This window comes from Paractinoplanes hotanensis, from assembly GCF_023717965.1.
Taxonomy (GTDB): Bacteria; Actinomycetota; Actinomycetes; order Mycobacteriales; family Micromonosporaceae; genus Actinoplanes; species Actinoplanes polyasparticus.
This window is the reverse complement of sequence record NZ_JAMQOL010000020.1, coordinates 56,935-71,951: the sequence shown is the minus strand read 5'-3', so window position 1 is coordinate 71,951 and position 15,017 is coordinate 56,935. Positions and strand designations below refer to the sequence as shown.

At 70.5% G+C, this 15,017-nt stretch carries 12 protein-coding genes; 10 read left to right on the top strand and 2 right to left on the bottom strand.

The annotated features are described in order from the left end of the window. Position 1: 1 nt before the first annotated feature. Entirely contained in the window at positions 2-1,237 is a 1,236-nt protein-coding gene (locus tag LXN57_RS16670; RefSeq protein WP_251799077.1) for a sugar ABC transporter substrate-binding protein, read from the bottom strand. A gap of 228 nt (positions 1,238-1,465) precedes the next feature. On the opposite strand from LXN57_RS16670, the gene LXN57_RS16665 reads away from it, so the two are divergent. Next, positions 1,466-2,515 (top strand): LacI family DNA-binding transcriptional regulator, encoded by a 1,050-nt coding sequence (locus tag LXN57_RS16665; RefSeq protein ID WP_251799076.1) that lies wholly within the window; start codon positions 1,466-1,468, stop codon positions 2,513-2,515. A gap of 56 nt (positions 2,516-2,571) precedes the next feature. On the opposite strand, the gene LXN57_RS16660 is transcribed toward LXN57_RS16665, so the two are convergent. Then, positions 2,572-3,582, bottom strand: a complete 1,011-nt coding sequence (locus LXN57_RS16660) for a lipid II:glycine glycyltransferase FemX (protein WP_251799075.1) — start codon at positions 3,580-3,582, stop codon at positions 2,572-2,574. Between the two features lie 223 nt (positions 3,583-3,805). On the opposite strand from LXN57_RS16660, the gene LXN57_RS16655 reads away from it, so the two are divergent. The 9 genes from LXN57_RS16655 (at position 3,806) to LXN57_RS16615 (ending at position 15,016) form a co-directional block, all read left to right on the top strand. Then, complete coding sequence (locus LXN57_RS16655; protein WP_251799074.1) at positions 3,806-4,576, top strand: polysaccharide deacetylase family protein; 771 nt, start codon at positions 3,806-3,808, stop codon at positions 4,574-4,576. A gap of 215 nt (positions 4,577-4,791) precedes the next feature. Further along, positions 4,792-5,943 carry an aminotransferase class I/II-fold pyridoxal phosphate-dependent enzyme gene (locus LXN57_RS16650; protein WP_251799073.1) on the top strand — a complete coding sequence of 384 codons (1,152 nt, stop codon included), beginning with the start codon at positions 4,792-4,794 and terminating at the stop codon, positions 5,941-5,943. Between the two features lie 7 nt (positions 5,944-5,950). Further along, positions 5,951-7,381, top strand: a complete 1,431-nt coding sequence (locus tag LXN57_RS16645; RefSeq protein ID WP_251799072.1) for a glycosyltransferase family 4 protein — start codon at positions 5,951-5,953, stop codon at positions 7,379-7,381. A 2-nt stretch (positions 7,382-7,383) separates the two neighbouring features. Further along, positions 7,384-9,147, top strand: coding sequence for a tyrosine-protein kinase domain-containing protein (locus LXN57_RS16640; protein ID WP_251799071.1), 1,764 nt, complete (start codon positions 7,384-7,386; stop codon positions 9,145-9,147). After that, positions 9,140-10,426, top strand: a complete 1,287-nt coding sequence (locus tag LXN57_RS16635; RefSeq protein ID WP_251799070.1) for a lipopolysaccharide biosynthesis protein — start codon at positions 9,140-9,142, stop codon at positions 10,424-10,426. The genes LXN57_RS16640 and LXN57_RS16635 overlap by 8 nt, the downstream gene beginning before the upstream one ends. Continuing rightward, positions 10,423-11,643, top strand: a complete 1,221-nt coding sequence (locus LXN57_RS16630) for an O-antigen ligase family protein (protein WP_251799069.1) — start codon at positions 10,423-10,425, stop codon at positions 11,641-11,643. Before LXN57_RS16635 ends, LXN57_RS16630 begins: the two co-directional genes overlap by 4 nt. Beyond that, positions 11,640-12,767: a hypothetical protein gene (locus tag LXN57_RS16625; protein WP_251799068.1), complete on the top strand. Its 1,128-nt coding sequence runs from the start codon at positions 11,640-11,642 to the stop codon at positions 12,765-12,767. The genes LXN57_RS16630 and LXN57_RS16625 overlap by 4 nt, the downstream gene beginning before the upstream one ends. Next, positions 12,764-13,777: a GNAT family N-acetyltransferase gene (locus tag LXN57_RS16620; RefSeq protein WP_251799067.1), complete on the top strand. Its 1,014-nt coding sequence runs from the start codon at positions 12,764-12,766 to the stop codon at positions 13,775-13,777. Before LXN57_RS16625 ends, LXN57_RS16620 begins: the two co-directional genes overlap by 4 nt. A gap of 9 nt (positions 13,778-13,786) precedes the next feature. Then, complete coding sequence (locus tag LXN57_RS16615) at positions 13,787-15,016, top strand: FAD-dependent monooxygenase (RefSeq protein WP_251799066.1); 1,230 nt, start codon at positions 13,787-13,789, stop codon at positions 15,014-15,016. Position 15,017: the final 1 nt, after the last annotated feature.

Sequence of the window (15,017 nt, the reverse complement as noted above, 5' to 3'; positions counted from 1 at the left end):
GCTACTTGATGGCGGCCGAGATCGCTTTACCGGCGGCCGTGATCGTGCTCGTGGGATCGGCCCCACCGACCACCGCGGCCTCGGCCTTGCCGAACGGATCCCAGATCGCCGCCATCTCGGGCACAGCCGGCAACGGCAGTCCGTCCTTGCCCGCCGTCACGAACTTCTCGAGGTCGGCGTCCTTGCCCTTCACCTGGTCGAAGGCGGCGGTCAGGGCCGGCGGGCGGGGCTCGGCCGCATAGAGCGCGACGGCAAGGTCGGGCGTGGTCACATAGTTGGTGACGAACTCCTGAGCCAGGGCCTTGTTCTTACCCTTGGTGGCGACATAGAACGTCTGCACGCCGAGGAACGGACGGGCGGGCTGTCCACCTTGGAAGCCGGGTACCGGGCTGATGTCGTACTTGATCCCGGCCTTCTTGACGTCGGCGATCGCCCAGGGGCCGGAAACCAGGAACGCGCACTTCTTCGAGGTGAACGTGGCGATCGAGTTCTCGGGAGTGATCGAGCGCTTGAGCGCGCCGTCGCCCTTCTCGCCCAGCGTCGCGATCTTCTGGAACGCCTTGACGGATTCGGGCTTGCCGACGCCGAGGTCCTTCGGGTCGTAGCCGCCGTCGGCGGACGTGCCGAACAGGTAGCCGCCGGCGCTCGAGTAGAGCGGGTAGAGGTGGTAGGCGTCGCCCTTCTGGCCCACCTGCAGGCAGAGCTTCTCGGGAGTCTTCGCCTTCTTGGCCTCGGCCACCAGCTCCTCGATGGTCGCCGGCGCCTTGGGAGCCAGGTCGGTGTTGCGGATGAGGGCCAGATTCTCCATGGCGTACGGCACCCCGTACGTCTGCCCGTTGAAGGTGACCGCCTTGAGCGCGTTGGGGTTGAGGCCCGCGGTCTGGTCGGCGGACAGCTGCACCGGGTCGATCGCGCCGTTCTGCACGAGGTTGCCGATCCAGTCGTGGGCGCCGACGGTCACGTCGGGACCGCTGCCCTGCTGGGAGGCGGTGACGAAGGTGGTCTGCTGATCCTTGGAGATGGCCTGCACCTTGACGGTGACGCCGTTCTCGGCGCCGAACTTCTCGGCGAACGGCTGCAGGGCGGCGGCGCGCTTGTCATCGGCCCAGATCAGCAGCTCGCCTTTTTGGGTCTCCGCCGAGGCTCCGGCGGTCGGGCTGGCGTCGCCCCCGCCACAGCCGGTCAGGGCCAGGGCGCAGGTGAGGGCGGCGGCTGCCCCCGCGGCACGGATGCGCATGGGAAGTCTCCTGTCGTGTTGTTTCATCAACTGCAAGCCACGTGCGGTGGACTTGCGAGGGGAGAGTGATCGCGATTTCATTGCCGCACTGGAGAAGCGCAGCGTGGAACACCTCGACCAGGCATCGGCCTGTGTCGTTGTTGTTGCCGGGACGTTAGCAAGTCCTTGCAGTCAATGGAAGAGCTTGCAGGATCTCCCCGGAAACGCCGCACCACTAGAGTTGGCGGCATGCGTGCACGGATGGCCGACATCGCCCGCCAGGCCCAGGTCAGTGAGGCGACGGTCTCGCGCGTCATCAACGACCGCCCGGGCGTCTCGCAGGAGACCCGCCAGGCGGTGCTCACCGCGCTCGACGTGCTGGGCTACGAACGCCCGGAACGGCTGCGCAAACGCAGTGCCGGCCTGGTCGGCCTGGTCGTCCCCGAACTGGAGAACCCGATCTTCCCGGCCTTCGCCCAGGTGATCGAGTCGACCCTGGCCCAGCAGGGCTACACGCCGGTGCTGTGCACCCAGTCCCCGGGCGGCGTCACCGAGGACGAGTACGTCGAGATGCTGCTCGACCGCCAGGTCTCCGGCATCATCTTCGTGGCCGGCCTGTCCGCCGACACGACCGCCGACCACGCCCGCTATCAGCGACTTCTCGACCGCCCGCTGCCGATCGTGCTGATGAACGGCTACGCCGAGGGCATCGAGGCGCCGTTCGTCTCGTGCGACGAGCGCCTGGCCGGCGACCTGGCCGTCACCCACCTGGTCGCGCTGGGCCACCGGCGCATCGGCCTGATCTCCGGCCCCAACCGTTTCATCGCCGTCCAGCGCAAGCTGGCCGGCTACCGCCAGGCCATGAAGCGCGAGCTCGGCACCGCCGACTCCGCCCTGGACGACTACGTGTCGCTGACGCTGTTCGGTGTCGAGGGCGGCGAGGTGGCCGCGGACCGCCTGCTCGCGATGGGGGTGACCGGACTGGTGTGCGGTTCCGACCTGATGGCGCTGGGCGCGATCCGGGCGGCCCGCCGTCGCGGCCTGTCCGTGCCGGGCGACGTCTCGGTCATCGGTTTCGACGACTCGCCGCTGATCGCCTTCACCGATCCGCCGCTGACCACGCTGCGCCAGCCCGTCACGTCGATGGCCGTGGCGTCGGTCCGCTCACTGATGGACGAGATCAACGGCCACGGCGCCCCACACTCGGAATACCTGTTCCGGCCCGAGCTGGTCGTGCGCGACTCGACCGCGAAAGCCCCGAAGCGGCAGGATCGGCCGGTCGACACCTCGGCCGCCTGACGGCCCGGCTGCAAGTTCTTTCAGGTACTGACGGTTCCGACGGGGAGCAACGCCGATCAGCCTCTTGCTCCGGTCAGGCGGGCCACGGCTCGCTGCTTCATGGCGAAGCCCTGCTGCGCGGCGTCGCGCAGGTTGGCGACCAGCGGCGAGCGGGAGCGCCGGGCCCACGGGACGGGGACCTCGACGGTGCCGTACTTGGCCTTGTAGGAGTTGCCGCCCACGAAGTCGAACTCGGTCACGCCGCGGGCCTTGGCCCAGCGCATCGCGTGCCAGATGAGCGTCTCGTTAGGACGGAGGTGCTGGTGCTCCCGATAGCTGGCTCCGCCCCAGAAATACATCGTCCGGTGATACCACGGCAGGACCGCGGTGGCGATGCACCTACCCTCGCCGTCGCGCGCCCGGAGCAGCAGCAACTGGCCGGACGGGCCGATGTGACGGATGAGCGAACGCACCCGCTCGATCGAATACGTGGGGACCAGGTTCTGTTTGGCGAAAACGTCGCGTAACTGGTCGTAGAAATCGTCGGCGAATGTCGGATCGTCGACAACCTCCTCGATGGTCACCGCGCTCTTCGCCGCCTTACGGATATTGCGACGGCAGGCGCTCGCCATCGCGCCGAAGAGGGCGTCCTCGCCGGGGCGCAGGTCGATCACCGCGGTCGGGGCGTCGGACCACCGCAGGCCCAGGCCGCCCAGCTCGGCCGGGGTCAGGCCGCGGTCGCGGATCTCGAGATGGGCGCAGCCCAATTCCTGGAAGGCGAACGGCATCAGGGCCTCGAGCGCGGCCCGGCGCGACGCCTCGGGGCTGAGCGTGAAGCCGACGTACGAGGTGGTCCAGCCGGCCATGGGACTGCCGAGTATCCGCAGGCCGAAGCGCTTTGTCAGCAGGCCGGTGAAGTGGCCGACGGTGCGGTCGCCGTCGGTCACGCGAGCCAGGACGGGTTCGGCCCGCTGGGCTTCCGCCACGAAGCGCAGCCACGGCTCGGTGTGGAAGATCAGGCGGTCGTCGTAGGTGGCGCGCTCGGCCCAGATCTCGGCCGACGGCTCCACCCGGTGCAGTCGCAGCATGGGTCATCCCTCACCTGTCGGGGCAGCGGAACCGATCGGGCCGCGGAACAGCAGCCGCGGCGGACGGACGCCGGAAAGGCGATGATGCGCCGCCCGGAACGCATTTCGCAAGGGCCCCGAAATTGATGTGAAGAACTCTCACGTACGTGATGACAATTGCTACTGATGCCACCCGCCCCGCTTTTGTCAGGGTCGTTGCAGGACAGCGACACGGAGGGTGCCCATGCAGTCCCCGACTCTGATCAGGAAGCGCCTGAACGAGCTGGAGCTGCGCAACCGGCTCCGCGCCCGGCCCCGAATCCAGGGCCGGATCCTGGCGCCGGCAGGCACTTTCCGCCGGCTGCCGCGCGCTCCAGGGCTGTTCTTCCCCTTCTATCACGACGTCCTTCCCGAGTACGCCGCCGACCTGCGCCGCCACCTGCTGACGTTCCGCCGGCACGGCCGGTTGGTGTCGTGGGACGAGGCGCTCGGCATCCTGGCCGGGCGGCAGCCGCTGGCCGGGCCGGTCTTCTGCCTCTCGTTCGACGACGGGCACGCCAGCTGGCGGGACGTGGTCGTGCCGATGCTGCGCGAGCTGGGCGTGCCGGCGATGTTCTTCGTCACCACCGATCTGATCGGCCGGCCGGGCAACCTCAGCTGGGACGACTGCCGCGCGATGGCCGCAGCCGGCTTCGACTTCGGCTCGCACACGGTGACCCACCAGCGGCTGGCCGACCAGAACGACGACGAGGCGTTGCGCGAGCTGGTCGACTCCAAGAACACGATCGAGGCGGAGCTCGGCCGCGACGTGCGGGATTTCGCGGCCCCGTACGGCCATCCCGCCGTCGACTACGGCGATCGCGACGTCGCGATCGCCCGCGCCGCCGGGTACCGCAGCTTCGCCAGCACCCTGCGCCCGGCGATGCGGGCCGGGGACAACCCGCTGGCCATCAACCGGCAGGGCCTGCACCCGGCCTGGCCGCTCTGGGCGGTAAGGACCCGCGTCCATGACTGACCCTCCATGACTGACCCTCCATGGCTGCCCCTCCACGACTGACCCTCCATGACTGACCCTCCATGGCCGACCCGTCCATGACTGACCCTCCATGACTGACCCTCCATGGCCGACCCTCCCGGGTGAGACGAAGAGCGGTGCCTCCATGGCTGAGACGAAGAGCGGTAAGGACCCGCGTCCATGACTGAAATGAAGAGCAGTGAGGACGGGCGTTCATGACCGACCTGACCGAGACGAAGATCTGGCTGTCGCCGCCGGATGTCGGCGAGCTCGAGCGCAAGCTGCTGCTCGAGGCGTTCGACTCCAACTGGGTCGCTCCTGTCGGCCCCGACCTCGACGCGTTCGAGTCGCAGATGGCCGAGATCGTCGGCGTGCGGCACGCGGTGGCTCTCAGCAGCGGCACCGCCGCCCTGCACCTGGCGCTGGTCGCGGCCGGGGTGCGCCGGGGCGACACCGTGCTCGTGCCGTCGTTCACCTTCGCCGCCACCGCCAACGCCGTGATGTATCTGGGCGCCCGCCCGGTCTTTCTCGACAGCACCACCGAGAGCTGGAACGTCGACCCGGCCCTGGTCGTCGAGGAGCTCAAGCGCCGCTGCGCCAAGGGCCGCCCGCCCCGCGCGGTCATCGCGGTCGACATGTACGGGCAGTGCGCCGACTACGAGCCGCTGGTCGACGCGTGCGACCGCTACGGCGTCGCTCTCATCGAGGACGCGGCCGAGGCGCTCGGAGCCACCTATCGCGGCCGCCCGGCGGGGTCGTTCGGGCTGGCCGGCGTCCTCTCGTTCAACGGCAACAAGATCATCACCACCGGCGGGGGCGGCATGCTCGTCACCGACGACGACGGCGTGGCCCGCAGGGCCCGGCACCTGTCGACCCAGGCCCGCGAGCCGTTCCCGCACTACGAGCACCGCGCGGTCGGCTACAACTACCGGCTCAGCAACCTGCTCGCCGCGGTCGGCCGGGGGCAGCTCCAGCGGCTCGAGTCGATGATCGCCGCTCGCCGCGAGACCGGCCGTTACTACCGGGCGGCGCTGGGCGACCTGCCGGGCGTCACGTTCATGCCGATCGCCGGCTACGGCGCGGCCAACTGGTGGCTCACCTGCCTGCTGATCGACGCCGAGCGTTTCGGCGCGAGCCGCGACCGGGTGCTCGAGCGGCTCGCCGCCCACGCGATCGAGGCGCGGCCGACTTGGAAGCCGATGCACCTGCAACCGGTCTTCCGTGACTGCGTGATGCGCGGCGGCGACGTCTGCGCCGATCTCTTCGAGCGCGGGCTGTGCCTGCCGAGCGGGTCCGCGCTGACCGAGCACGACCGGGAACGCGTCGTGGCTGCCGTGCGCGCGGTCGCCGCCGGAACAGAGGGGTAGCGCCGGCATGCACATCGTCTACATCCACCAGTACTACTGCAATCCCGGCATGGCCGGGGGCATCCGCTCGTACGAGCAGGCCCGGCGCCTCGTCGAGCGGGGGCACACGGTCGACGTCATCACGACCGACATCACCGGCGCGCCCGGCGGAGCCGGTTGGCGGCAGACCGAGGACGACGGCGTACGCGTGCACTGGTTCTCGATTCCGTACAACAACTCGATGTCCTACGCGCGCAGAATCCGCGCGTTCGCTCAGTTCATGGTGGTCGCCACGACCAAGGCGGCCTCGCTGAAGGCCGATCTCGTCTTCGCCACCAGCACGCCCCTGACGGTCGCCGTGCCGGGCGTGCTCGCGTCGAAGCTGCGCCGGGTGCCGTTCGTGTTCGAGGTGCGCGATCTGTGGCCCGAGGTGCCGATCAAGATGGGCGCGCTGCGCAACCCCCTGCTGCGCGGGGTGGCCGGGGCACTTGCGAACTTCGCCTACCGCAACGCGAAAGAGGTTGTCGCCCTCTCCCCCGGCATGGCGGCCGGTGTCGTCGCCCGGCGGCCGTCGACCCGGACGACGGTCATCCCCAACGCGGCCGACCTGGCGATGTTCGACGTCGCACCCGAGGACGTCCAAGCGTTCAGAAACAAGCATGAATGGTTGCGCGAACGGCCATTGATCGTCTACACCGGAGCGCTCGGAGCGGTCAACGGCGTCGAGTATCTGGTCCGGGCGGCCCGGCGGATGCGCGAGCTCGACCCCGAGATCCGGGTGCTCATAGTGGGGCACGGCAAGGAGTGGGAGCCGACGAAGGCGCTGGCGGCCGAGCTGGGGTTGCTCGACGGCACCGTACGCATGTGGGAGAAGGTGCCGAAGGCCGAGTTGCCGGTGATTCTGGGCGCCGCGACCATGTCGACCAGCTTCGTGCGGCCGATTCGCGCGCTGTGGGACAACTCCGCCAACAAGTTCTTCGACGCGCTCGCGGCCGGCCGGCCGATCGCCATCAACTACGGCGGTTGGCAGGCCGACCTGATCGACGAGACCGGCACCGGGCTCGTCCTCGATCCCACCGACACCGACGACGCGGCCGAGCAGTTCGTCAAGCACTGCCGGGACGAGTCCTGGCTGGCCCAGGCCCGCGTCGCGGCCCACCGGCTCGCCGTGGAGCAGTTCTCGCGCGACCTGCTGTTCGACCGCTTCGCCGAGGTCCTGGACCGGGTCGCCGCCACGAACAAACGGACCGCGGCCACGAGCGCTGCCGCCACAAACGAACAGGTCGCCGCCACAAACAAACAATCCGCAGCCACGAGCGCCGCCGCCACAAACGAACAGACCGCTGCCACAAGCGCTGCCGCCACGAGCGAACAGGCTGCCGCCACGAACAACCGGGCCGCCACCACAAGCACTGCCGCCACAAGCGAGCAGGTTGCCGCCGCCGAGAGCAGGAGTTGAGCGTGGAACTGCGCGAGTACGTCCGGGCGTGCCGGCGCCGATGGCTCTGGATCGTCGTGCCGGTGCTGTTGGCTGTGTGCGGGGCGACCGGCTTGGCTCTGACCCAGGAGCCGGCGTACCGGTCCTCGATGATCCTGTTCGTCACCACCGGAGCGGGCGACCCGGACGCCAAGGCGAGCCGCCTCAATTCGTACATCGCGCTGCTCACCGGGCCCCGGGTGGCACAGAACGTGGCGGCCAAGGTGGGTGCACCGACCACCGCCGAGCAGGTGCGGAAGAGCCTGTCGGCGGAGGTCCAGGCGGGCACCGACCTGCTGGTGGTCACGGCCAAGGACGCTTCGGCCGAGAAGAGCCGGACGATGGTCACCACCGCCACGTCGGCGCTGGTCGCCCTGGCCAAGAAGCTCGATCCGCCGGTCGCCACGGACGACGGGCCGCCGCCGCAGATCACCGTCGCCCAGGAGGCGGTGACGACCCAGGAACCGGGCACCCTCGTCCGCGACGTGGGCTTCTCGGCCGTGCTCGGGCTGCTCGTGGGCGCGGTCGCAGTCGCGGTGCGCGAGGCGACCGGCAAGACGATCGGCGAGGAGGACGACCTGCGGCGCCTCGGCATCGGCACGGTCGGGGTCATCTCGCTCAACGGACGCTGGGCGCGGTCGGGTCAGGCCGATTCGGCGCTGGCCGAGGCGTTCCGCCGGGTGCGCAGCCTGCTGCCCGAGACACCGGCCCGGGACGGTTCCCGCGGCACGGCGCTGATGCTGACCGCGGCCAACCCCAAGGAGGGCACGACCGCCGTCGCCTGCGGGCTGGCCATCGCGATCGCCGAGACCGGCGCCCGGGTGCTGCTGGTCGACGCCAATCTGCGCTCGCCCGGGGTGGGCCGCTATCTGGCCATGGACAACGGGCCCGGGCTGGCCGACGTGCTGACCGGGCGGGCGCGGGTGAGCGACGTGCTGCGCGACCCGCTGGACGGGCGCCTGACCGTGCTGCCACCCGGTGAGAAGCGGCTCGACCCGGGGCAGGTGCTGGCCTCGCCCACACTGGCCTCGACGATCCGCGAGCTGACCGGCCGCTTCGACGTCGTGCTGGTCGACGCGCCGCCGCTGCACGCGGTGGCCGACGCCGCCGTGCTGGGCAAGGTGACCGACGGCGCGCTGCTGGTGGTGCGGGCCAACCGGACCCGTACGGCCGACGTGCAGCGCTCGATCGACCTGCTCGGACGGATCGGCACCCAGCTGGTCGCCGCCGTCCTCAACGCCCTGCCCCGCCGTCTGCCCGACGAGCCGGCCCCGCCCCAGCCGCAGCGGCCCGCCCCGCTCGACAACGACAGCCTGGTCACCACCCTGCTGGGCCGGCGCGACCAGCCGGACGAGGCGCCACCGTCCCCGGCCAACCCGGTCAGCGGCCGGGCCATGGTGAAACAGCGGAAACCCGTGGCGAACGATTTCCAGCCACGGGGAACGGACGACGGCGCCACCACGCAGAAGATCGCCTTCACCCCCGTGGACGGCATCACCACCCAGCGGATCAAGCCGATCAACGGCAGCGACGTCATGAACGGCCGGACGCACACCGCAGACAACGGCCAAACACGCACCGCGGACAACGGCCAAGCACGCACCGCGGACAACGGCCAAACACGCACCGCGGACAACGGCCAAGCACGCACCGCGGACAACGGCCAGGCACGCGCCGCGGAGAACGGCCGGACGCGCGCCGCCGAGAAGGACGAGGACGCGACCGAGAAGCTGGGCGAGGATGAGTGAGCTCCAGGCGGAGCGCCCGGCAGTCACGGCCGTCGCCGAGCGGCGCACCGGCCCGGTTGCCTGGATAGGCGGGCAGCTGCGGGAGTCGTACGTGCAGCTGTTCGCCTCTCAGCTGCTGACCGGTGGCGTGGCCTTCGTGGCCAACATCCTGATGGTCCGGGCCCTCGCTCCCGCGCATCGCGGCGAGGTGGCGCTCATGCTTCAGGTGGTCTATCTGTCCACCCAGTTCATGCTGCTGGGCACCGAACGCAGCTTCGTGGCCGGTTACCACGAGATCAGGCCGGCCGCGGCCGTCAAGGCGTACGCGAAGCTCCTGATCATTCCCTGCGCGGCGGGCGTCGCCCTGGCCGCCGGCTACCAGGTCTTCGCGCCCGGCCGGTACAACCCTGGGCTGCTGGTCATCGGGCTGATCACGCTGTACACGCTGGTCGAAGTGGCCGGGCTGGCCACGCGGTCGATCGCGATCGCGGCCGGGCGGGTCGGCGACTTCCTGATCGCCCGGGTCGCCGAGGCGTTGCTGCTGCTCGGCCTGCTGGTCGTGCTGTACGTGCTCGACACCACCACCCCGGCGCTGTGGATCGTCGCCTACCTCGTGGCCGGCCTGCTCCCCACGGCTGCCTACATCGTCGTGTGGCTGCGCCGCCCGGCTCCGGCGGGGCCCGACCTGCCCGACCGCAACCGCCTCGTACGCCGGGAAGGTCTGGCCCTGTTCCCCGCCGCCATCTCGAACATGGCGATGCTGCGCACCGACCGCCTGGCGTTGCCGGCGCTCGCCTCGACCTCGGCGCTCGGCCTGTACGCCGCCGTGGCCACCATGACCGAGTTGCTGGCGTGGCCGATCCGGGCCTACGCCGACTCGCGGCTCGGCAAGTGGCGCCAGGCGCATCAGAACGGTGGCCTGGCGACCCGCCCGATCCTGCTCGCGGTCAGCCTCTACTGCCTGGTCGTGGCGCCGATCGCCGCGGGCCTGCTGTATCTGCTCATCGTGCCGGTCTTCGGCGCCGACTACGCCTCGGCCAAGGCGGTCGTCGTGCCGCTGGTCGCCGCGGCCGGCCTCTACGCCCTCTCGCGCGTCGTGCTCGGCCTGCTGATCGCCAAGGGCCGCGGCAGCCTCGTCTCGGCGGCCGAGATCACCGGCTTCGTGGTCAGCTTCGCCGGGTACGTGTCGCTCATCCCGCCCTTCGGCATCCTCGGCGCCGCCTACGGATCGCTCATCGGCTACGGCTCGTGCCTGCTCTTCGCGCTCGTCGCCAACCGTATGACAGGTGACCGCGGATGACCTGGCTGCGCACCCCGCGGGTCTTCCTGGCGCCCGGCCTGATCCTGATCCTGGTGGCGATCGGCGGGCGGTACACGCTCGACCGGGCCGGCTGGACCGATCTGGCGTGGGTCGACCTGCGCGTGGTGGGCCTGCTCGTCGCGCTGGCGGTGCTGGTGGTGGACATCGCCCGGCGCCCCCGCAGTTCCTTCGACGAGCGCTGTTCCTTCGGCGAGAGAAGGGAAGGCTGGCTCGTCGCCACGATGCTGTTCTTCCTGTTCCAGATCGCCTCGGGCCTGTGGGCGCCGGCGGCCTCGCGGGTCGGGCCGCAGACGCTCGACCTCGTGCTGCTGGGCGCGCTCGTCGTCGCTTTCTATCTGTACGCCGTGGGCGACCCCGACGCGGTCGTGCGCACGGCGTTCCTGCTCTTCTACGTGGCCGCGATCATCTTCGCGCTGGCCGCCCTCTTCATCAACGGCCCGGGCGACCAGGGCCGCTACTCGGCGTTCGGCGGCGGCCCCAACGTCTTCGTCCGCATCGAGATCCTCGGCATCATCAGCGCGGTGGCGCTGGCCCTGTTCACCCGCCGCCTGTTGCCGCTGCTGGCCACCCCGCTGTTCGGCCTGGCCGCCGTGCTCTCCGGTTCGCGAGCCGGCCTGCTCGCGGGAGCCGCCGTGGGAGCGTTCGCGCTCGTCAAGATCCGGCGCAGACTGCACCCCGGAGCGATCGCCGGCGCCCTAGGCTTCGTCACCGTCGCGGTGATCACGATCTGGGCGTTCGCGCCGCCCGCGTTCACCAACCTGTTCCAGGAACGCTTCGTCGAGCAGACCGTGCAGGACCGGTACCTGTCCGACCGGACGGACATCTGGGCCGCGGCGTGGCAGCTCGCGGTCGACCACCCGCTCGCGGGCGCCGGGCTCGACGGCTTCTACGGGCTGATCGGCGTCAACCAGTTCGTCGAGTACCCGCACAACTACGTGCTGGGGGTGGCGGCCGAGGGTGGCCTGATCGGCATCGGGTTGCTCACCGCGGCCGTGCTGCTGTGGACGGCGACCGTACATGGCGGCGGGCACCGCCCCCAGCTGACCGGCCTGGCCGTGGCGGCCGCCGTCTTCGTGGGTCTGAGCAGCCTGTTCTCCGGCGACTACTACGACTCACGCCTAGCCTGGATCTTCGGTGCGATGGCAGCGGCGGCGGCCACGGTGCCGGCCCGCGTACTCGAGGAGGTCCCGGCATGATCGCACGCGCTTCACGACGGGCGCTGCTGTTGGCGGCAGCCGGATCGGTTGCCGCCTGCACCACGCCCGAGGACGACACCACCGCGGCTCTCAGCCCGGTGCCGGCCTCGCCGGAGGCGGCGGTGACGGCGGCCGCGCTCAAGCCGGTCAGCCACTGGGCGGGCGTGTATCTGCGGGCGTGGGACTACACGGCCGAGGTCGGGCTGCCGCTGAGCCGGTCGGCCGACAGCTGGGACCACTACGGGTTCTCGTACACGGTCGACGCCGCCGTGGCGATGTTCCGGGCCACCGGCGAACGTCGTTACCTCGACCGCTCGCTGCAGTTCGTCGAGAACGTGACGGCCACCGCGAGCACGATGCGCGGCGGCTATCTGGGGTGGACGTCGGCCCGGGAGGACGGCGACGAGGTGCCGCTCTACGAGAGCTATTTCTGGCGGTACGGAACGGCCCTGCTCGTGGCCATGCGGGAAAACCCGGCAGTCTTCGGCGACCCGGCCTACCGATCCCGGTACGACCGGCTGCTCTCGTTCGCCGAGAAGCACATCTTCGAGAAGTGGCACTCGCGCGGGCCCGAGGACACGATCTATCGGGAACGCACCCACATGACGTCGCACTGGGCGCTCATCGCGCTCAACCTGTCGCGTGTCACCACCGACGCCGGCCGCAAACAGCGCTACCTGACCGTGGTGGCCGACGTCGACCAGCACGTGCCCGGGTACAACGGCGGGCTCCGGCAACAGATGCGCCGCAACCCGGTCGAGCCGACCGCGTACTTCTGGAGCGACGTGTGGGGCTCGGCGCAACGGCCGGGCCAGGACGTCAGCCATGGCAACGGGGTCATGGCGTACGTGGTGGAGGCCCGCGACCACGGCACCACCTGGACCGAGGCCGATCTGGCGGCGTTCTCGCGCCTGCTGCTCCGGGTCGTGTGGCCGGGGGGCACCACCTACAAGGCCTTTGTGGACGGTAGCGGCGCCGACAACGGGTGGTTCGCGGACGGCTTCGTGAAGCTCGGCCGCTCCGACCCCGGCGTGCAGCAGCGGCTGGAGAGCCACCGCGTCGTCAACGACCAGTTCGCCGCCAACATGGCGCTCAACGCCCGTTTGTTAGGAGCCAGGAAATGACCGCAGCGCTCGTGGGACCGGCGGCCCGGGAATGGAAGGAGGCCCTGCACCGCACCCGGCACGACACCTACCACCTGCCCGGTTACGTGACGCTGGACGCGGCGCTGTGCTCCGGCACCCCGGCCGCGTTCTGGTATTCCGACGGCAGCCGTCACCTGCTGCTGCCCCTCATTCTGCGCGAGATCCCCGGCACGGGTCTGCGGGATGCGCTTTCCCCGTACGGATATCCGGGCCCGATCAGCGACGCGATGCCCGGCGACCGCGACTTCTGGGAGCGCGCCTGCGCGGCCATGCTCGAGACGCTGCGCGACGAGGGCATCGTCACCGCCTTCGTCCGCATGCACCCGTTGCTGCCCGCGCCGCTGCCGCTGCTCGCCCGCTTCGGCACGATGGTGCACCACGGCGAGACCGTCTCGATGGACCTGACCGTCAGCCTCGACGAGATGTGGAAGCAGACCCGCAGCGACCACCGCAACCACATCAACCGCGCGCGGCGGGACGGCACCGAGGTCGTCTTCGACGACTGGGACCGGCTCGACGAGTGGGTCGCGGTCTACCACGACAACATGCGGCGGGTCGGCGCCTCCGACTACTACTTCTTCAGCCGCGAGCACCTGGCCGCCGTGCACGACGTGATGGGCGACCGGATGCACCTGGCCGTCGCGCTCGAGGACGGCGAAGTGGTCGGGGGCAACACGTTCTTCGAGCACCACGGCATCGCCACCGGCTACGTCTCGTCGACCCGGCGGGCGCCCAGGCGGTACGCCGACGAGTTGCTGTACGACGAGGTGCGGCGCTGGTGCAAGGCGCGCGGGGACACCGTCTTCCACCTCGGCGGGGGCAAGGGCGGCGAGCAGGACTCGCTGTTCTCGTACAAGGCCGGCTTCTCGCCGCGGCGGCATCTGTTCCACACCTGGCGCGTGGTGAGCGACCGGATGGCGTACGAGGACCTGGTCTCCGCCGCCGGCCGCGACACCGGCGCGTCCGGCACCTTCCCGCCCTACCGTTAGGAGCGAGCCATGCGGATCACTTGTGTCGGCGGCGGGCCCGCCGGACTGTACTTCGCGGTGCTGGCCAAGCTGGCCGACCCCGCGCACGAGGTCACCGTGCTGGAACGCAACCCACGCGGCGTCACGTACGGGTGGGGCGTGGTGTTCTGGGACGACCTGCTCGACGACCTGTACGCCTACGACCCGGTGAGCGCGCGGCAGATCTGGGACGCCGCCTGCCAGTGGGACGAGTACGAGGTGCGGGCGACCGGCAAATCCGTCACCCACCTGGCCGGCTACGGCTTCAGCCTGGGACGGCACAGGCTGTTGTCCCTGCTCGAAGCGCGGGCCGTCGCGCTGGGCGTGGACATCCGGTGGTCTGCCTCCGAGGTGGACATCCCGGAATCGGACCTGATCGTGGCGGCGGACGGCGCCGGCAGTTCGCTGCGATCGCTGGATTCCGGGCACTTCGGCACCTCGGTCGCGATGGGCGGCAACAAATACATCTGGCTGGGCACGCCGCACGTCTTCCGCACCTTCACGTTCGGCTTCGAACGCACTTCCGCCGGCTGGATCTGGTTCCACGCCTACCCGTTCGACTCGTCCACGAGCACGTTCATCGTCGAGTGCACGCCCGCGACGTGGGCCGCGCTGGAACTGGACCGGCTCGACGCCGCCGCCGGTTGCGCCCGCCTCGAGACCATCTTCGCCGCCCACCTGGACGGGCAGCGACTGGTCGACCACCGGGCCGACTCGGGCGGCACCGGCTGGACGAACTTCCGCCGGGTCACCAACGAGCGCTGGGACAACGGCAACGTGGTGCTGATGGGCGACGCCGCGCATACCACCCACTTCGCCATCGGCTCGGGCACCAAGCTGGCCATGCAGGATGCGATGGCGCTGGCCGACGCGCTCGCCGCCGGCGGTGAACTGGCCCCGGCCCTCGAGATGTACGAGCACCGCCGACGCGCCGCGCTGGCACCCCTGCAACGGGCCGCGCTGGCCAGCAGCGAATGGTTCGAGCGGCTGCCCGACTACGCCGGCCTGCCGTCGATCCGCTTCTCGTACGCGCTCTCCGACCGCCGCGGCGAGTATCCACTGTGGCGTTACCTGTTGCACCGTGGTACGCAGCAGGCGGTGCCTCGCGCTCTGCTCCGCCGGGCGTTGAGCGCACGCCGATGGACCAGGGCCCGCCGCCGCCCCGGCGTCGCCCCGACCGCGCCGCCCGCCCGGGCGGCGCCCCTACCCACGGGAGGCTGAC